At 42.1% G+C, this 19,599-nt stretch carries 19 protein-coding genes; 14 read left to right on the top strand and 5 right to left on the bottom strand.

The window, feature by feature from the left end; all coding sequences use genetic code 11:
• Positions 1 to 11 precede the first annotated feature (11 nt).
• Positions 12 to 1,127: a glycerate kinase gene (locus V471_RS09770; RefSeq protein ID WP_049528977.1), complete on the top strand. Its 1,116-nt coding sequence runs from the start codon at positions 12 to 14 to the stop codon at positions 1,125 to 1,127.
• Between the two features lie 30 nt (positions 1,128 to 1,157).
• On the opposite strand, the gene V471_RS09765 is transcribed toward V471_RS09770, so the two are convergent.
• The gene (locus V471_RS09765; RefSeq protein ID WP_049528980.1) at positions 1,158 to 1,613 is read right to left on the bottom strand and encodes a YueI family protein; all 456 of its coding nucleotides are present in this window, start codon (positions 1,611 to 1,613) and stop codon (positions 1,158 to 1,160) included.
• Positions 1,614 to 1,818: 205 nt separating this feature from the next.
• On the opposite strand from V471_RS09765, the gene eno reads away from it, so the two are divergent.
• On the top strand, positions 1,819 to 3,123 hold the full coding sequence (gene eno / locus V471_RS09760) for a surface-displayed alpha-enolase (protein ID WP_002886048.1): 1,305 nt from the start codon (positions 1,819 to 1,821) through the stop codon (positions 3,121 to 3,123).
• A 153-nt stretch (positions 3,124 to 3,276) separates the two neighbouring features.
• Here eno and V471_RS09755 read toward each other — a convergent pair whose 3' ends face one another.
• The gene (locus V471_RS09755; protein WP_002886071.1) at positions 3,277 to 3,462 is read right to left on the bottom strand and encodes a hypothetical protein; all 186 of its coding nucleotides are present in this window, start codon (positions 3,460 to 3,462) and stop codon (positions 3,277 to 3,279) included.
• 170 nt (positions 3,463 to 3,632) lie between these two features.
• A complete protein-coding gene (locus V471_RS09750) occupies positions 3,633 to 5,819 on the bottom strand; it encodes an LTA synthase family protein (protein WP_084871461.1) in 2,187 nt (728 codons plus the stop codon).
• 161 nt (positions 5,820 to 5,980) lie between these two features.
• On the opposite strand from V471_RS09750, the gene V471_RS09745 reads away from it, so the two are divergent.
• The 12 genes from V471_RS09745 (at position 5,981) to V471_RS09690 (ending at position 17,532) form a co-directional block, all read left to right on the top strand.
• A complete protein-coding gene (locus tag V471_RS09745) occupies positions 5,981 to 7,144 on the top strand; it encodes a class I SAM-dependent rRNA methyltransferase (protein ID WP_013990894.1) in 1,164 nt (387 codons plus the stop codon).
• Positions 7,141 to 7,818 carry a type I 3-dehydroquinate dehydratase gene (gene aroD, locus V471_RS09740; protein WP_070850334.1) on the top strand — a complete coding sequence of 226 codons (678 nt, stop codon included), beginning with the start codon at positions 7,141 to 7,143 and terminating at the stop codon, positions 7,816 to 7,818. Before V471_RS09745 ends, aroD begins: the two co-directional genes overlap by 4 nt.
• Complete coding sequence (locus V471_RS09735; protein ID WP_070577874.1) at positions 7,808 to 8,665, top strand: shikimate dehydrogenase; 858 nt, start codon at positions 7,808 to 7,810, stop codon at positions 8,663 to 8,665. The genes aroD and V471_RS09735 overlap by 11 nt, the downstream gene beginning before the upstream one ends.
• Positions 8,666 to 8,677: 12 nt before the next feature.
• Entirely contained in the window at positions 8,678 to 9,745 is a 1,068-nt protein-coding gene (gene aroB / locus V471_RS09730; protein ID WP_013990891.1) for a 3-dehydroquinate synthase, read from the top strand.
• Complete coding sequence (gene aroC, locus V471_RS09725) at positions 9,746 to 10,912, top strand: chorismate synthase (protein ID WP_003094323.1); 1,167 nt, start codon at positions 9,746 to 9,748, stop codon at positions 10,910 to 10,912. It abuts the gene before it with no gap.
• Between the two features lie 29 nt (positions 10,913 to 10,941).
• Positions 10,942 to 12,048 carry a prephenate dehydrogenase gene (locus V471_RS09720; protein WP_084871460.1) on the top strand — a complete coding sequence of 369 codons (1,107 nt, stop codon included), beginning with the start codon at positions 10,942 to 10,944 and terminating at the stop codon, positions 12,046 to 12,048.
• Between the two features lie 9 nt (positions 12,049 to 12,057).
• Positions 12,058 to 12,396, top strand: a complete 339-nt coding sequence (locus tag V471_RS09715; protein WP_070847373.1) for a YlbF/YmcA family competence regulator — start codon at positions 12,058 to 12,060, stop codon at positions 12,394 to 12,396.
• An 89-nt stretch (positions 12,397 to 12,485) separates the two neighbouring features.
• Positions 12,486 to 13,436 (top strand): L-lactate dehydrogenase, encoded by a 951-nt coding sequence (locus V471_RS09710; RefSeq protein ID WP_070847375.1) that lies wholly within the window; start codon positions 12,486 to 12,488, stop codon positions 13,434 to 13,436.
• Between the two features lie 80 nt (positions 13,437 to 13,516).
• Complete coding sequence (gene aroA, locus V471_RS09705; protein WP_003093644.1) at positions 13,517 to 14,800, top strand: 3-phosphoshikimate 1-carboxyvinyltransferase; 1,284 nt, start codon at positions 13,517 to 13,519, stop codon at positions 14,798 to 14,800.
• Positions 14,793 to 15,284, top strand: coding sequence for a shikimate kinase (locus V471_RS09700; RefSeq protein ID WP_048790544.1), 492 nt, complete (start codon positions 14,793 to 14,795; stop codon positions 15,282 to 15,284). The genes aroA and V471_RS09700 overlap by 8 nt, the downstream gene beginning before the upstream one ends.
• Entirely contained in the window at positions 15,275 to 16,099 is an 825-nt protein-coding gene (pheA, locus tag V471_RS09695) for a prephenate dehydratase (protein ID WP_070847378.1), read from the top strand. The genes V471_RS09700 and pheA overlap by 10 nt, the downstream gene beginning before the upstream one ends.
• 11 nt (positions 16,100 to 16,110) lie before the next feature.
• A complete protein-coding gene (locus V471_RS09690) occupies positions 16,111 to 17,532 on the top strand; it encodes an LCP family protein (protein WP_084871459.1) in 1,422 nt (473 codons plus the stop codon).
• Between the two features lie 15 nt (positions 17,533 to 17,547).
• Here V471_RS09690 and V471_RS09685 read toward each other — a convergent pair whose 3' ends face one another.
• A complete protein-coding gene (locus tag V471_RS09685) occupies positions 17,548 to 18,486 on the bottom strand; it encodes an SLAC1 family transporter (protein WP_084871458.1) in 939 nt (312 codons plus the stop codon).
• Positions 18,487 to 18,502: 16 nt separating this feature from the next.
• Positions 18,503 to 19,567 carry an acyl-CoA dehydrogenase family protein gene (locus V471_RS09680; protein ID WP_084871457.1) on the bottom strand — a complete coding sequence of 355 codons (1,065 nt, stop codon included), beginning with the start codon at positions 19,565 to 19,567 and terminating at the stop codon, positions 18,503 to 18,505.
• Positions 19,568 to 19,599 lie beyond the last annotated feature (32 nt).

The following is a 19,599-nucleotide window of genomic DNA, read 5'->3' as shown; positions in this document are numbered from 1 at the left end:
AGGAGGACATCATGCGAATTTTGATTGCACCTGATTCATTTAAGGAGAGCTTATCTGCAAAAGAGGTCGCCTTAGCTCTTAAATCAGGCTTTGAAAATGCTTTACCCAACGCTGATTTTGACCTCATGCCAATAGGCGATGGTGGCGAAGGCACCTTAGATGCTCTTGCTGAAAATCTAAATCTTGAGAAGAAAAGTATCAAGATTCCTCATGCCTATACAAGTGATGGAAGTGTTTTTTTTGCTAGCAATGGCCAGACTGCCATTTTTGAAATGGCTGCGATTTGTGGCTTGGAGCATATTTCTAAGGAGAAACGAAATCCTCTAGCTCTAACGACACAAGGAGTAGGTGAACTAATTGTTCATTTGGTTCAATCTGGCGTCCGAGATTTTATTATAGGCGTAGGTGGATCTGCTACCAATGATGGTGGTATTGGTATGGCATATGGATTGGGTTATCGTTTTTATGATTCTGAGGGACAGGAGCTTGAGCCAATAGGTGCTAATCTTGGTCTCATTAAAAAGGTTTCCTCTGAAAATAAGCTTGATTTGTCTGGTGTCACCATTCGTCTGATTACTGATGTAGACAACCCCTTGTGTGGTCAACATGGAGCGACCTATATTTTTGGTGAACAAAAAGGCTTGTCTCCTTCACAATTTAAAAAAGTTGACCAAGATATGTCACAATTCTACACTGACTTTGCTCCTGAAGTTTTAAAACTGGCTGGTTCCGGAGCGGGGGGAGGCATGGCTGCAGGCCTGGTGGCCTTTGCAGATGCAGAAATTAAATCAGGGATTGACTTTGTACTTGATTGTGTTGATTTTGACCAACGTGTGAAGTATGCTGATTTGGTTATAGTAGGGGAAGGACGTATGGATAGCCAGTCCTTATCTGGTAAGGCACCGGTCGGGGTGGCTAGGCGGACACCATCAGCTATTCCTGTCATTGCTATCTGCGGTAGTTTGAAGGATGATTTGCCTGATTTTCCGGTAGCAGGCATTTCAGCTGCCTTTCCCATTATTGGAAAAGTAGCAGACTTAGACCAAGTTTTAGCTGCTGCTAAAGAGAATCTCTATCGAACAGGACTCAATGTTGGAAATCTCATCAAGCTCAGTAAAACATTGTGATATAAGAAAAAGCTGACCTTGCGTCAGCTTTTATTTTCCAAATAGTTTAGCGAAAAATCCCTTTTTTTCAGTAACAGGTTCAGTTTCTGTAGGAGCAAGGATATCAGGATAGAGCTCAGAAAATAATACTTTATCAAGGTTTTCTGCTTGATTACTATGTACAATAAGACCGTATGGTGAATGGGCCTTGGCCTCGTCTACGATAGTAGCTGAAATGTTGAGTGCTTGAGCCGTTTTGATATAGGTAAATTGTATCTGGTCAGCTAATTTTGGCGATAGCTTGAGACTAAGATTCGGGTAAACGGCTTGCAAGTCTTTTAAAATCTGCGGAAAATGGTCAATTACAGTTTTCTTTTCAGCATTTTCCAATAGAACAGCTAGGACTACACGTTCCGCATAGGTTCCAAAATACTGACGAAGTTCATCGGGATTAAGGCGTTTTTCGCCACTAGCGCATTGGAGTACTTTGTTTTCAAGTGAAGTCATAGGAATCTCCTGTAAGTTTTCTACTTGTATTATACAATATTTTGAATTCCTTTTCATTCGGGTCGTTTTCTGAGATTTTCAAAAACAATTGAAAATATTAAAAAATAGAAAATCGCTAGAAAATTCTGGTTTTAATTTGCTTAAGCCTTGATATTATGGTAATATATAGGTGTAAAAAATTTTAACTCATAAGGAGAGTATTGTAATGTCAATTATTACTGATGTTTACGCACGCGAAGTCCTTGACTCACGCGGTAACCCAACACTTGAAGTAGAAGTTTACACTGAATCTGGTGCATTCGGTCGCGGTATGGTTCCTTCAGGAGCTTCAACTGGTGAACACGAAGCAGTAGAACTTCGTGATGGTGACAAAGCTCGTTACGGTGGTCTTGGTACTCAAAAAGCAGTTGATAACGTAAACAACGTTATTGCTGAACACATCATCGGATTCGACGTACGTGATCAACAAGGTATTGACCGCGCAATGATCGCTCTTGACGGTACTCCAAACAAAGGTAAACTTGGTGCCAACGCTATTCTTGGTGTGTCTATCGCTGTAGCACGCGCAGCTGCTGACTACCTTGAAGTTCCACTTTACAGCTACCTTGGCGGATTCAACACTAAAGTTCTTCCAACTCCAATGATGAACATCATCAACGGTGGTTCTCACTCAGACGCTCCAATCGCTTTCCAAGAATTCATGATCGTACCTGCTGGTGCACCAACATTCAAAGAAGCTCTTCGTTGGGGTGCTGAAATCTTCCACGCACTTAAGAAAATCCTTAAAGAACGTGGACTTGAAACAGCCGTAGGTGACGAAGGTGGTTTCGCACCTCGTTTCGACGGAACTGAAGATGGTGTTGAAACTATCATCAAAGCTATCGAAGCTGCTGGATATGTACCAGGTAAAGACGTATTTATCGGATTTGACTGTGCATCATCTGAATTCTACGATGCAGAACGTAAAGTTTACGACTACACTAAATTTGAAGGTGAAGGCGCTGCTGTTCGTACTGCTGCAGAACAAATCGACTACCTTGAAGAATTGGTTAACAAATACCCAATCATCACTATCGAAGATGGTATGGACGAAAACGACTGGGACGGTTGGAAAGCTCTTACTGAACGTCTTGGTGGTAAAGTTCAATTGGTTGGTGACGACTTCTTCGTAACTAACACAGCTTACCTTGAAAAAGGTATTGCAGAACACGCTGCTAACTCAATCCTTATCAAAGTTAACCAAATCGGTACTTTGACTGAAACTTTCGACGCTATCGAAATGGCGAAAGAAGCTGGATACACAGCAGTAGTATCACACCGTTCAGGTGAAACTGAAGATTCAACAATCGCTGATATCGCAGTTGCAACTAACGCTGGTCAAATCAAGACAGGTTCATTGTCACGTACTGACCGTATCGCTAAATACAACCAATTGCTTCGTATCGAAGACCAACTTGGTGAAGTTGCAGAATACCGTGGTTTAAAATCATTCTACAACTTGAAAAAATAATTCTATAGTCATATAGAATGAAAAGAGGTTCCTTAGGGAATCTCTTTTTTTTGCTTGTTCTAAAAAATTTTAGACTAAGATGGGCACCGTCTCTAAATAGGACTTCTAAATATAAAAAATCCCTGCAATCCTATTGATTGCGGGGATTTCGTCTTAGAATAGGCCTTTAATCTTGTCTAAAGCTCCACTGACCATTTCGTTACCTGAAACAAGAGATTTAGCTTGGTCGAAGTACTCGCCCAAATCATCTTTGTTTTCATCGACAAACTTTTTAGCAGCTTCGAAATCTTTCTTTTCGATCATTTCTTTTACTTGGTTAAATAATTCCATTGGATTCATATCGGTTCTCCTTTATAAGTTTTCTTACAAATCCTATTTAATCACGCTTATAGCAAACTAGCAAGAAATATGTTTGAAGCGACTGATATGAGAGTTACAATTTTCCAGTTAAGCACTATTGAGACTTGTTTAATCTAAAAAGGCAGTCCATATTGGACTGCCTTTAGGGGTTATTGTTGTTCCGTTGAAGAGCTGCTTGGCTCTGATTCACCCGAACTTGAGCTAGAGCTTGATTCGGATTCTACAGGATGTAGCTCCTTGTAAGATGGCGTCTTGAATAGATCAGCTGTTGATTTATTGCCTTTCTGCTTGTAGAGGCTAGTTGATTTATCTTTCAGCTTTTTGTTGATCTGTTTCAGTTGATCCATCTGTTTCGTGTAGGAAATCTTGCTAGAATCAACAGGTTTCAAACCATTTGGTGTATAGAAACGAAGGAGGTCACCTGTTTGAACAGCGTCACTCATTGAAAGCTGAGTGGCTACTGCCTTACGAATGGCTTCGTTATCCTTTTTAGTCGTTTCATCAGGGTTGGTAATTTCTTCCCCTGTTTGAGTATTATAGAGTCGACCAGAATAGCTAGTGTATTGAGGAGTAACATATTGACCTGAGGTTCTAAATGCGACAATTTGCTTGTTATCAGGAGATAGGAGGTCTTGTCCCATCTGGATATAAGAGCTAGTGTCAACACCAAGAATGTGAAGGAGAGTTGGAAGGGCATCGACCTCACCGCCAAAGGTGTTAGAGATGCCACCACCAGTATATCCTGGAATATGAATCATGTAAGGAACACGTTGAAGCATGGCCTTATCATAGTTTGACCAAGTTTCAGGGTTCTTACCGAGAAGTTCAGCAAGATTGCTACTTCGTGTATCAGAGATACCATAGTGGTCACCGTACATGACAATAATTGAGTTGTCGTAAAGACCAGTTTCCTTAAGGTAATCAAAGAAGTCTTTGATTGCTGAGTCAAGATAGTTAGCTGTTGCAAAATATCCGTTGACTGTTTCGTCTTTTGTTTCAGCGAGTGGGAAACCTTGTTCCTTTTCATCGCCTGAGAGTGAAGTGTATGGGTAGTGGTTAGATACTGTAAGGTATTTAACGTAGAAAGGTTGTTGCATTTGTTCCAGATATTTGATGGAATCTGGGAACATGTACTTGTCATTTAGACCATACTGGAAGGAGTTTTCATCAGTTTTTTCAGTGAAGGCTGATGAGTCAAAGAAGTAATTATACCCCCATTGTTTATAGGTATTATTACGATTCCAGAAGGATCCAGTGTTTCCGTGGAAAACAGCTGACGTATAGTCACCTGTTTGAGCTAGGATAGATGGTGCCGCATAGGCTGTATTGGTACCACCATAGTTTACCATGTATGATCCTGTACTTAGTCCAAAGAGAGATGTTTCCATCAAGGTTTCAGCATCAGAAGTTTTCCCTGATTTAACTTGGTGGAAAAAGTTTGAAAAGGCTAGCGAATCGTTTGAGTGGTAGATGGAATTGATGAATGGAGTAACCTCATAGTCTTTACCGTCTACTTGGAGCTTGTAGTCTATGAGGAACTGTTGAAAGCTTTCCAAGTGAATAACAATGACGTTTCTTCCTTTAGCAATTCCGTAATACTTAGGATCAGGTGCCGCGTAGTGCTCCTTAACGTAAGCTTCAACCTTTTTCATATCCTCAGCTGTTGCAGATGAACGAGCCTGTGAGGCCTGATAAGTTAAGTTACCAGAATAGGCTGTGAAGAAGGGAATCCCCATAGCACGAACAATATAGTTATTTGAGAAACCACGTGTCAACAACTCGCCACGGTTAACTTCCGCTAAGAAGAGGTTAACTGAGAGAAGGAGTGTCGACAGTGCAGTGACGGCAAAACTAGCTCGTTTGTTAAATGGCTTGCTGTCCATCTTAAGCTTCTTCCTGAAACCAGCATAGATGAAGAAAGGTACATCAATCAGGTAGAAGAGATAGCTTGGCTCAAGAAGGTTCTTGGCGGAGTCTCCTAGTCCTGCTGCCGAACTAGAACTTGCTAGGATGGTATTTACAGTGATAAAGTCTGTAAACTCTCCAAAGTAAATCACATTAGCGATAAGTAAGAGGTTAAGGATGACATAGATAGCAATGGTAATGCTATAAAAGAAACGTCGTTTCTTAAAGTATAGTCCTAAACCTAGAAGCATTAATCCTAGTGGAATAGGGTTAATCAGCGAAAGCATAACCTGATATCTGCTTTCCAACTCAAGATTAATGTTGACGTAATAAGCGAATATGGTTTTTAGCCAGTAAAAGAAGAGTAACAAGAGGATAAATCCAAGTCTTGATGAAACTCCTTTCCAAAAGGCTTCATTAATTTTTTTCAAAGTAATACTTCCTTTGATTCTATATTATCTTAATCATTATACCAAATAAGATAATGACTCTCAAAAATTTACTGCCATTGAGTGTGATATTCCTTGACATATAATTGATAAAATCTAGTTACGAAACAGAAATAATAGCATTTTTTTGGTATAATAGTAACATGAGTATATTGACGGTAAGTCCCTTTGCGGAGAAAAAAATCAAACAAGGAAAACAGCTTCTTTTAGCGGAAGATTTTCCAAATATCACTGAAAATAATCAGTTGGTTTACCTTTATAGCCAGTCCAAAGATTTTTTAGGAACGGGCTATTTGTCAAGTCAAAATAAGGGGATAGGATGGTTTCTGTCCCCTAATAAAGAAAAATTGACAGTGACTTATTTTCAAGGACTTTTTGAAAGGGCTAAGGCCAAACGTCAATCCTATTATGATAATGAGTTGACGACAGCTTTTCGTCTTTTCAACCAGGATGGTGACGATTTTGGTGGTCTCACTATTGATCTATATGGCGATTACGCCCTCTTTTCATGGTACAATGCCTTTGTTTATTCCTTGAAGGATGTTATTGTAGAGGCTTTCCAAGCGGTCTTTCCTGAGGTTTTGGGAGGCTATGAGAAAATTCGCTTCAAGGGTCTTGATTTCGAATCAGACCATCTTTTTGGGCAAGAGGCGGCCGATACCTTCACCATTTTAGAAAATGGGGTAACTTATGAAGTTTTCCTCAATGATGGGCTAATGACGGGGATTTTCCTTGATCAGCATGAAGTGCGTGATGGTTTAGTTAATGGCCTAGCTTTGGGTAAATCAGTTCTGAATATGTTCTCCTATACGGCAGCTTTTTCAGTTGCTGCGGCTATGGGGGGAGCGGTTGAAACGACATCGGTTGATTTGGCTAAGCGTTCACGTGAATTATCGACGGCTCATTTTGAAGCTAATGGTTTCAGTATGGGCAATCATCGCTTGGTCGTGATGGATGTCTTTGATTATTTCAAATATGCAAAGAAAAAAGGCTTATCTTATGACCTTATCGTCATTGATCCGCCAAGCTTTGCTCGAAATAAGAAACGCACCTTCTCAGCAAATAAGGATTACCACAAGTTAATTGCACAGAGTCTTGATATTTTATCAGAGCATGGGACAATCATTGCAAGTACCAATGCTGCTAATATGACCGTGCAACAGTTTAAAAAACAACTGCGTAAGGGCTTGGGAGATGTTTCAGCGGACTTCGTTAACCTGCAACAATTACCAGCGGATTTTACCGTCAATCCTAATGATCCAACATCAAATTATTTGAAAGTATACACAATAAAGGTAAATAAATGAAAATTGTAGTTCCGATTATGCCAACTAGTTTAGAGGAGGCACAAGAGCTTGAACTGTCTCGTTTTGAGGGGGCAGACATTATAGAATGGCGTGCAGATTTTTTAGATAAGGATAGTATCTTAACGGTTGCTCCAGCTATTTTCGAGAAATTCGCAGGCTTTGAGATTGTCTTTACCATCCGTACGACGCGTGAGGGTGGCAAGCTTGAGTTAACGGATGCGGAATACGTCGCACTAATTAAGGATGTAGCTGCTATCTATTCGCCAGATTATATTGATTTTGAGTATTTCACACGTAAGGCTGTCTTTGACCAAATGCTCGAATTTTCAAACTTGGTTTTGTCTTATCATAACTTTGAGGAGACACCTGAAAACCTTATGGCACTTTTATCTGAGATGGCAAACTTGACACCAAGAGTGGTAAAGGTGGCGGTTATGCCTAAGCATGAGCAGGATGTTATTGACCTTATGAACTTCACACGTGGTTTCAAGGCCTATAATCCTGAACAAGAGTTTGCAACTATGTCAATGGGTAAACTTGGTCGTATGTCACGTCTTGCTGGCGACTTGATGGGTTCATCATGGACCTTTGCTAGTCTTGATAATGCCAGTGCTCCAGGACAAATTAGTCTAGCAGATATGCGTAGAATTAGGGAGATTTTAGATGCAGATTGATGGACACACACGCCTAGCAGCTGTTGTCGCCAATCCCATCAAGCACTCTATTTCGCCATTTATTCATAATTCGGCCTTCGAAAAGACACAAGTTAATGGTGTTTATGTGGCCTGGGAGATTCCAGAATCAGACCTAGCCGAGACAGTTGAAAATATTAGACGTTACAACATGTTCGGTATCAACTTGTCGATGCCATATAAGGAAGCAGTCATTCCTTTTTTGGATGAGATTAGTCCTGCAGCTCAACTGATTGGTGCTGTCAATACAGTTGTTAATCGTGATGGTCATTTGATTGGTCATAATACGGACGGTTTTGGTTTCTTTGCTAGTCTAAAGAACTTTAGCCCTAGAGACGCTCATCTGATGATTTTGGGTGCTGGTGGTGCCGCTAAAGCTATTGTGACGCAGGCAGTTCTTGATGATGCAAAAAAAGTCAGTGTCTACGTTCGCCCTCAGTCATTGGATAAGGCAAAAGAAAGTTTTAAGTCCTTACTTGAACAGGCAACTTGCCAATTGGAGTTTCATGCTTTAAATGATTTTGAGTATTTTCAAGAGGAACTAGGCCAGGCTGATTTATTGGTGAATGCGACGAGTGTTGGGATGGATGGCGAATCCTTGCCCATTCCTACAGACACAAAATTTCCTAAGGGACTCTTGGTTGCTGATATCATTTATCAGCCTTTTGAAACACCTTTCTTGGCCTTGGCTAGAAAACAGGGAATCGAGGCTGTAAATGGACTTGGCATGTTGCTTCATCAAGCAGCAGGTGCCTTTAAATTGTGGACCGGCAAGGACATGCCAACAGACGCCATTTGGCAGGAATTAGAAAATATTTACAATAGCTAGGAGGGGACGACTATGAAACTAGAGGTAAATTTAACACATAACCCTTATGACATTATTATTGAAAAAGGAGCCCTTAAGACCGTCGGTCAATGGGTGAAGTCACTTTGGGAACCACAAAAGATTGCACTTATCACGGACAATCATGTGGGGGCTCTATATGCAGAAAAAGTTAAGCTTAGCTTGGAGCACGAAGGTTTTGAGGTAGTCGTTTTTGATTTCCTAGAAGGTGAAGCAAGTAAAAATCTTAAAACTGTTAATAAGGCTTATGAGTTTTTGATTAAGAATGGCATGACTCGTAGTGATGGCATTCTTGCTCTTGGTGGTGGCGTTGTTGGTGATTTGGCAGGCTTTGTCGCTTCGACCTATATGCGTGGCATTCACTTCGTTCAGGTTCCAACTAGTCTAACTGCCCAAGTGGATTCATCTATTGGTGGTAAGACAGGTGTGAACACACCATTTGCTAAAAATATCGTGGGAACTTTCGCTCAGCCTGATGGTGTCTTGATTGACCCTAATGTCCTTGAGACACTTGGTAAACGTGAATTGATTGAGGGTATGGGTGAGGTTGTCAAATACGGTTTGATTGATGATCCTGAGCTTTGGCACTTGCTTGAAAGCATTGATGGTTCAGTTCACAGTATCCTAGAAAATTCAGAAACTATCATTTATCGTTCATGTAACGTTAAGCGTAAAATTGTGGTTGAAGACGAGTTTGAAGGTGGCGTCCGTATGTATCTAAACTTTGGTCATACGATTGGGCATGCCGTTGAACAAACAGCTGGTTACGGTAAAGTCATGCACGGTGAAGCGGTGGCTATCGGAATGGTTCAGATTTCACGAGTTGCTGAGGAAAAAGGCCTCATGCCTAAGGGGATCACACGTCAAATTGCTGAGATGTGTGTCAAATTTGGCTTGCCAGTAGACTATGAGCCATGGCGTGTTGAGGAGCTTTATACAGCTCTCACACATGACAAAAAAGCCCGTGGTAATAGCATTAAGACGGTTATCGTTCCAGAGATTGGTAAGGCAGCTATCAATCAAATTCCTTTAGTTGAAATGAAAGAGTACTTGGAGAAATAAATGAGATATTTAACAGCAGGTGAGTCTCACGGCCCACGTTTAACAGCAATTATCGAAGGTGTTCCAGCAGGTCTTCCCTTGACGGCTGAAGATATCAATGGCGATTTGAAACGTCGTCAAGGTGGCTATGGTCGTGGTGGCCGTATGAAAATTGAGTCTGATAAGGTTGAAATCACTTCTGGTGTTCGTCATGGGAAAACAACAGGGGCTCCAATCACCCTTCATGTTATCAATAAGGACCATCAAAAATGGTTGGATATCATGGCTGTGGAAGATATTGAGGACCGTTTGAAAACCAAACGTAAAATCACTCACCCACGTCCAGGACATGCTGACTTGGTTGGTGGAATGAAGTACCGTTTCGATGACTTGCGTAATTCATTGGAACGTTCTAGTGCGCGTGAGACAACTATGCGTGTGGCAGTAGGTGCTGTCGCTAAACGTATCTTGGCTGAGCTTGATATTGAAATTGCTAACCATGTTGTTGTCTTTGGTGGTAAGGAAATTGATGTGCCTGAGAATTTGACAGTCGCTCAAATCAAGGAATTGGCTCAACAATCAGAGATTTCAGTTGTTAACCAAGAACGTGAACAAGAAATTAAAGATTACATTGACCAAATCAAAAAAGAGGGAGACACAATCGGTGGTGTCGTTGAAACTGTTGTTGGCGGCGTCCCTGTTGGTCTTGGTTCTTATGTCCAATGGGATACCAAACTTGATGCTAAGATTGCTCAAGCTGTTGTATCCATCAATGCCTTCAAGGGTGTAGAATTTGGACTTGGTTTCAAGGATGGCTACCTCAAGGGCTCTCAAGTAATGGACGAGATTCTCTGGAATGAAGAGGACGGCTATACACGTCGCACTAACAACCTTGGTGGTTTTGAAGGTGGTATGACCAACGGGCAACCGATTGTGGTCCGTGGGGTTATGAAACCTATTCCAACCCTATACAAGCCATTGATGTCAGTAGATATCGAAACACATGAACCATACAAGGCAACAGTCGAGCGTTCAGATCCAACGGCCTTGCCTGCAGCGGGTGTCGTTATGGAATCCGTAGTCGCTACAGTCGTAGCCAATGAAATCTTGGACAAATTCTCTTCTGACAACATGGAAGAATTGAAAGAAGCGGTAGCACGTCACCGTGACTATGTGAAAAACTTTTAAGCAGCATCAGACAATAGATGGGAGTAGTAATGAGTAAGAAAACTATTTATATCGCAGGATTGGGCTTGATTGGTGGCTCCTTGGCCTTAGGGATTCAAAGGGACCACCCTGATTATGAGATTCTTGGATATAATCGCTCTGACTATTCTCGAAATATTGCACTTGAGCGTGGCATCGTTGACCGTGCAACAAGTGATTTCAAAGAATTTGCTCCCCTCGCGGATGTTATTGTCCTTGCAGTGCCAATTAAGCAAACGGTGGCCTACTTGAAGGAGTTGGCTGACCTGGATCTCAAAGATGATGTCATCATCACAGACGCAGGGTCTACTAAGTTGGATATCGTTGAGGCAGCTGAACGTTACCTAACTGGTAAAAATGTTCAGTTTGTGGGTTCTCACCCTATGGCTGGTTCCCATAAATCAGGGGCTATTGCAGCTGACGTGACACTTTTCGAAAATGCCTATTCTATTTTCACACCGACGAGTCTAACAAGAGAGACAACTATCCCTGAACTTAAGGACATCTTGTCAGGGCTTAAATCACGTTATGTGGAGATTGATGCGGCTGAACATGATCGTGTAACCAGTCAAATCAGTCATTTTCCACACCTTTTAGCTTCTGGACTTATGGAGCAGGCAGCTGATTATGCGCAGGCTCACGAGATGACCAATCACTTTGCGGCTGGGGGCTTCCGAGATATGACCCGTATTGCAGAAAGTGAACCTGGCATGTGGGCTTCCATTCTCATGACCAATGGGCCAGCTGTTTTGGATCGTATTGAAGATTTCAAAAAACGTTTGGACCATGTGGCTGACTTGATTAAGGCTGAAGATGAGAATGCCATTTGGGAGTTCTTTGACAACGGTCGTAAGAAACGTAAAGAGATGGAGATCCACAAAAAAGGTGGCGTGGAAAGTGCCTTCGATATTTTCGTGGATGTGCCTGACCGAGAAGACGTTATCCTTAACATTATGGAATTGCTGCGAGGAACGTCTTTGGTTAACCTTCGTATTAATGAGGAAAATCGTGAGGATATTCACGGTATCCTCCAAATTACTTTTAAAAATGAAAAAGATCGCACACATGCTAAGACTGTTATTGAAGCCAATACGGATTATCATGTGGTGATCGCCTAGGAGAATAAAATGACAAATATTTATGATTTAGCAAATGAGTTGGAACGTGGCATTCGTGCCCTTCCTGAGTACAAAACTTTGGTAGAGAAAAAAGAAGCGATTGCAGCTGATGCTGAAGCTAGCGCTCTTTTCAAAGAGTTTACTGATTTCCAAGAGGATTTCTATGCTAAAATGCAAGCTGGTACAATGCCAACAGCAGAAGAACAAGCTGCTGTTCAAGAATTGGGTCAAAAGGTAGAAGCTAATGCCCTTTTGAAAGAATACTTGACTGCACAACAAGGTTTGTCTGTTTATTTGAACGATATTGAACGTATCATCTTCAAACCTTTGCAAGAATTGAATAGTTAATCAAAGAGGGTGTGTCAATTGACAGGCCCTTTTCTGCATTCAAAAGAGATTGTCTAAGGAAGAAGCTAGAAATATTAAGGAGGAAAATGATGAGTCGTAAGATTGGAATTATTGGTATGGGAAATGTTGGAGCTGCAGTAGCTCATGGAGCAATTGCTCAAGGCTTGGCTGATAGCTATGTCTTTATAGATATCAATGAGAAGAAGGCCGAGGCAGATGCCCAGGATTTTAAGGATGCCATGGCAAATCTGCCTAGCTATGCAAGCATTGTTGTCAATGATTATGCGGCACTTGAAGATGCTGATGTGATTATTTCATCTCTTGGAAACATTCAGTTACAGCATAATGCTGGTGAGGATCGCTTTGCTGAATTTCCATTTACTCGAGAAGCCGTTTATCAGGTTTCTCAGGCACTTAAAAAATTGAATTTTAAAGGCATACTCTTGGTTATCTCGAATCCTGTAGATGCTGTATCAGCCCTCTATCAGGAATTCACAGGCTGGCCAAGAGAACGTGTGATTGGGACAGGGACTCTACTCGATACGGCGAGAATGAAGGCAGCGGTAGGAGATGATTTGTCAGTAAATCCTAAATCAGTATCTGGCTACAATCTTGGCGAACATGGGAATTCCCAATTTACAGCTTGGAGTCAAGTCAAGGTTAAAGGGCAAGACATTACAGAATTGACCAGTGAAGAAGAGCGACAAAATTTGTTTATGGCATCCATGAAGGGTGGCCACAAAGTCTTTTATGGTAAGGGCTATACGTCTTACGGCATTGCCAGTGCGGCTCTTCGTTTGGTGTCTATTATCCTTTCGGATGCTCAAGAAGAAGTGGCAGTATCAAGCTATCAAGAAGCCTATCAAACCTATCTTGGCTATCCAGTCATCCTAGGGCGTCATGGGGTGGCTGCTCCCGTTCGCTTGTCTTTGTCGGCTGAGGAAAAAAATCTTTTGCAGGAGTCTGCTAACTTGATTCGGAACCGTGTTCAAGAGGCGGTTGCCTTCTTGAAAGAAAAGTATGGCAATACAAGCGAGTGAATATTTTGACAATTCAGTCTATGGTTAGGCTTTCAAATATGGTATAATGGGAATAACTATAAAATTTTTAGGAGTAACCTATGAAACTAGAAACCAAGGCTCAAGGTCTTCATGGCAGCTTGCGCATCCCTGGTGACAAGTCAATCAGTCACCGTTCTATCATGTTCGGAAGTCTTGCCAAAGGTGTGACAACTGTTCGTGATATTTTACGAGGTGAGGATGTCCTCTCAACTATGCAGGTCTTCCGTGATTTGGGTGTGACTATCGAGGATGATGGTGATGTGGTACGCATTCACGGTGTTGGTTTTGATGGTCTCAAGGCTCCTCAAAACAAGTTGGACATGGGTAACTCTGGGACATCTATTCGCTTGATTTCAGGTGTGCTTGCAGGTCAAGATTTCGATGTAGAGATGTTTGGAGATGATTCCCTTTCAAAACGTCCTATGGACCGTGTGACCATTCCCTTGCGTCAGATGGGTGTAGAGGTTTCTGGTCAAACAGACCGTGATTTGCCACCATTGAAAATGCACGGTAGCAAGTCCCTTAAACCTATTCATTACCAATTGCCTGTGGCCTCTGCTCAGGTAAAATCTGCTCTTATTTTTGCAGCGCTTCAAGCTGATGGCGAATCTGTCATCATTGAAAAGGAAAAAACACGTAATCATACGGAAGATATGATTCAGCAGTTTGGTGGTCAGCTTCAAGTAGATGGCAAGGAAATTCGTATTTCTGGTGGCCAAAGCTTTACTGCTCAAGAAGTCGTGGTTCCAGGGGATATTTCTTCAGCGGCCTTTTGGTTGGTAGCGGGACTCGTGGTGCCTAACTCTAAGATTGTCTTGGAAAATGTCGGCATCAATGAGACGCGTACTGGTATTATTGATGTGATCAAAGATATGGGCGGTAAGATTACCCTTTCAGATATTGACCAAGTTGCTAAATCTGCGACTATTACGGTTGAAACTTCAGAACTTAAAGGAACTGAAATTGGTGGCGATATCATTCCACGTTTGATTGATGAACTTCCGATTATCACACTCTTGGCGACACAAGCCCAAGGTAAGACTGTGATTCGTGATGCTGAGGAACTCAAGGTAAAAGAAACAGACCGTATTCAGGTGGTGGCAGATGCCTTGAATGCTATGGGTGCTGATATTGTACCAACTGAGGATGGTATGATTATCACTGGTAAGACCGCTCTTCATGGGGCAGAGGTCAATACCTTTGGTGACCACCGCATTGGTATGATGACAGCTATTGCTGCCCTCTTGGTTCAAGATGGTGAGGTTGACTTGCAACGTGCAGAAGCTATCAATACAAGTTACCCAAGCTTCTTTAGTGACTTGGAAGGATTGCTCAATGGCTAAAGTTTTATTGGGCTTTATGGGAGTTGGTAAGAGTTCCGTCGCCCCATACCTGGATGGTCGTTTCGTGGATATGGATCAGGTCATCGAGGAGAAAATCGGCATGTCCATTGCTGATTTTTTTGCAAAAGAAGGTGAGGCAGCCTTTCGTCAGATTGAGTCTGAGACTTTGGAAGAACTTCTTCAAGAGGGAGATGATGTCATCATCTCTACTGGAGGTGGTGTCGTTGTAACAGAGCGTAATCGTCAGCTCTTGGCCAAGAATCGTAAGCATAACGTTTGGCTCCATGCTTCTTTCGATGTGGTCTATGATCGCATTCAAAAGGATACCAAAAATCAACGCCCAGTCTTTCTCAATCATTCAAAAGAGGATTTTAAGGTTATTTACGACGGTCGAATGGCACTCTATCAAGATTTAGCAGATTTGGTTGTCACAGTTGATAACCGAACGCCAGAAGAAGTAGCAAGGTTTATCAAATGTATGTAGGTTATTTGGGCCCAAGTGGGTCGTTTACACATAATGCAGCCTTAAAGGCTTTTCCTGAGGCAGAATTGGTTTCATTAGGCACCATTACTGAGGTTATCAAGTCTTATGAAGAGGGACGTGTGGATTACGCGGTCATTCCGGTGGAAAATTCCATTGAGGGCTCTGTTCATGAGAGTTTAGACTATCTCTTCCATCAGGCCGATATTCGTGCTGTGGCAGAGATTGTTCAGCCCATCAAGCAGCAGTTGATGGCGACTAAACATCATGAGAAAATTGAGAAAATCTTCTCACACCCACAGGCCATTGCCCAAGGGAAAAAGTATATTAAACAGCATTTTCCACATGCCAAGATTGAGACAACAGCAAGTACAGCCTTTGCGGCTCGTTTTGTCGCTGATAATCCAGATCAGACTTATGCAGCAATCGCTCCTCATGCAGCTGCTAAGGAATACGGTCTTCAAATATTGGCTAAGGATATCCAGGAGATTGAAAAGAATTATACCCGATTTTGGGTGCTGGGGAACACTGTGCCTGAGATTCTGCTCAATCAGATTGATTGTAAATTAACGCTGGCCTTGACCCTGCCTGACAATATGCCAGGGGCACTTTACAAGGCCCTATCGACCTTTGCCTGGCGAGGCATTGACTTGACCAAGATTGAAAGCCGTCCTTTGAAGACGGTACTTGGCGAGTATTTCTTCATTATTGATTGTGATTATACAAAGGAAAAGTTGGCTCAGTTCGCTCTTGAAGAGCTAACTGCAGTTGGAATTGGATATAAAATCTTGGGTGCTTACCAAGTCTATGAAATTTAAAGGGAAATCTTATGACCAAATCTAACAATGGGCCGTTTACACATCATGAACGGTTACGTTACAGCTATCTTTTAAAAAATCTTGCTCACCTGAATGGACAGCAGGCTTCAGAATTCAATTATCTCCAAGGAAAGTTAGATGCCTATGAAGCTGAGCGGAGATATCAAGCGCAAAGAGAGGACTATCAAGCAGCATGGCGTCAGCCTTATGACAATCGTTATGACTACTATCAAGAGCGTGATTATGAGGCTGCCAATCAGCTGACAGAGGAAGGGCTTCCCATCTATCGAGAGGAAGTTGCTCAAAGTCAACCTAAACGTAAAAAGGTTCAAAGACAAGCGTCCCCTTCAGCAACGTCGGCTCCAAGGTCCAAGTCGCAAGTAGCCAAGAAGAAGCGACCAAAGAAAAAGAGAAGGCTCAAGAAGGTTGTTAAGCTAGTACTTAGTTGCTTGAGTCTTGGAGTTGTGTTCCTAGTGATAGCCATGGCTTATCAATTTTACAAGGGAACAGACCTTTCTGCCGCGGGTAATAATGGTAAATCCTACCAGCCTGCCATAGTTGAGACCTTTAATGGTAAGGATACCAAGGATGGGGTCAATATCCTTATTCTAGGTTCTGACCAGCGCGTTAGCCAAGAATCTACCGATGCCAGAACAGACTCCATTATGGTAGTCAATGTGGGCAATAAAGAAGGTAAGGTTAAGATGGTTAGCTTTATGCGAGACACCTTAGTCAATATCAAGGGGGCTTCAGAAACCGACTATTCTCAGGACTTGAAACTCAATACGGCTTTCAATATTGGTGAGCAAAATAATCATCAAGGGGCAGAGCTCATGCGTGAGACGCTCAAACGCAACTTTGATATTGATATCAAGTACTATGCCATGGTTGACTTTGAAACCTTTGCGACAGGGGTTGATACCCTCTTCCCAAATGGTGTAGAAATCAATGCGAAGTTTGCGACCATCGATGGTAAAAAAGTATCTTCGGTTCAAGTTCCAGATGATTTGAAGATGAACAAGAACGGTCACGTGCCAAATCAAACCATTAAAGTTGGTAAGCAAGATATGGATGGCCGCACCCTTCTGAATTATGCCCGTTTCCGTAAGGATGACGAGGGAGATTATGGCCGTACCAAGCGCCAGCAACAAGTGATGCAGGCTGTCATGAAGCAACTTAAGAATCCACTTAGCCTCTTCAAAGGGCCTGAGGCTTTGGGGAAGGTCTACTCTCTAACCTCAACCAATATGAGTATGACAGACATGTTGGACTTGGGACTTTCAAATGCTGGAAGTTTCAAAAAAGGGATCAATTCGCAAACCATTCCTTCAGATGGTGATTGGATTGACAGCTATGATTTGTATGGCGGTCAAGGGATTGAAATTGACTTTGATAACTATCAGTCAAAATTAAAAGAACTAGGATTTAGATAAGAAAACAAAGCAGGTTCACACTGAACCTGCTTGTTTTTTGATATTAAGAGCTTGTATAAGCGCCTTGTATAAGAGTTTTAGAAAATGATAGAGCAAATAGGCCATGATGACAAGAACGAAGACGCACTCTACCTTATAAACTAATTGGGTAGCTGGATTGACTAGTCCAAGACTGGTAGTGGCTGCCTTAAAAGCATTGACACTATTGACCAAGGGAAAGCTAAAAGCTGCAAAAAGTGGCATAAAGCCTTTTCTAACCAGTTTTACGAAGAGATCAAGAGCATAGAAAAAGAATGCTTGCGAGAATAAGAGTAGGGCAAGTAAAATAATAGTTGCAGGTCTTTGATTACTCTTGATTGAGCTGGTAATGAGAAGGGCCAGAGGTGCTGCTAAAATAGCAAGTATAGGTCGATAGAGGTGAGGGATGGCTATCTGTCTCATTCTCCACAAAACAAGTGGAAAGAGGGCCAGAGTCGCTAATGCCGTTACTCCCAGAATAAGTCCCTTGATGCTAGTTGGAACACTAGCTGGTACTGTCACAAGACTGATAGCAGGTCCAACGTAGATCACGAACCAGCTTGGAAAGACTTGGTTCAAAGATAGTGGGCGCATAAAACGCAGACTGAAAAAAATAATATAGGCAATATAAAGTCCAAGGAGCCCAACCCAAGTCACACTTAAGCCTATTTGAGCTAGTGGAAGGTGGCTGGCAAAGAGAAAGGCAGCCATAAAGTAGCTAGCAAAGGCTGAAGCAATGACTGGATTGTGCAAATCTTCCCTTACTTGTTCAAAGCCAAGAATCAAGCGTCCCAGTATAAGTATAAAACCTATACTGGCTAAACACCAAATACCCTGAGCAATCAGGGTATAGTGGCTTATTTGATTGGATAAACTAAAGAGGGCAAGAACCAGACTAGATAGGGCCAAGGGAATTTTCTGGAAAAATACCTTCATTGGTCCACCGGCCTTTCTAGCTAGCTGCAAGAATGTGACGAAGCTGCACCGCACTCGGAGATACAATAGGAAGGAAGACGCCTTCATTCCAACGACGGATAAAGCTTGACTCTGATTCTTTCAAATAGCCACGACCACCACTAGCCTGAAGTTCGAGGAGCAGGCTGTTAGCTACGACGTCGACGATATCGATACGCAATTGGAAAAGTTCACGTGGTTTGTCAATGAAATAATCGGCATCATTAAGACCCGCAAAGAGTTGATCTTGAATAGCAAGAAGGTTATTGCGTGTAGTTTCAAATTCTTCACGAAGAACGCTACGGTTACTGTTTAGACTAGCTTCAACCTCATCAAGAGAACGTTGTGCCAAACCAAAGGCAAGACCAAATTGGAAGCCAAGGAAGTTCGGACGTGTTTTGGCAATATAGTCCGTACCTTCTTTTGAAAGGACCCAATTAGGATCTAACTTAACGTGATCGAAAGTAAGAGAGGCAGTGTTAGCACCTTGAAGGGAAACGAATTCCAAATCTTCAGAACGGCTAAGGCCCTCAGCTTCAGATGGAATAGTAATAATCCAAGGTTGGCTACCGTCTTTAAAGTCAGCAGCAAAGAGAGCGGCGAATTTATCAGAACGTAGGTTAGTTACCCAAGGCAAACGGCCATCGAGATAGTAGTCATCGCCTTCTTGACTGATGGTAACATTCAATTCTTCAATATCTGACAAGAATTTGACCGCATTTGACAAGCCAGTTCCACCAGCACGCTCACCGGTATACAATTCTTTCAACCATGTTTCACGAGGGTAAGCATTGTCACTCGCAAGGATATACTCGATGAAAGTACGGTGCCCCCAAGAAATAAAGGAAGCTGTCAAAGAGTGTTGTGCCAATTCATCAAGCACATCAACGACTTGAGTAGGACCACCACCTAGGCCATCAAACTCAGCAGGTACGCCGATTTTAAAGACGTCGTTTTCAGCAATTTTTTCAAGAAGTTGGTCCGCAATGGGTCCAGACTCTTGGTCAATATGGTCAGCGTTGGTATCCAACCAAGTAAGGAATTCTTTTGAAAAATGTGACATAGGCTTAGGTCCTCCTCTAGTTTATCCTTTGA

Source organism: Streptococcus salivarius (assembly GCF_002094975.1).
Classification (GTDB): Bacteria; Bacillota; Bacilli; order Lactobacillales; family Streptococcaceae; genus Streptococcus; species Streptococcus salivarius_D.
This window is presented reverse-complemented; position numbering and strand designations above follow the sequence as displayed.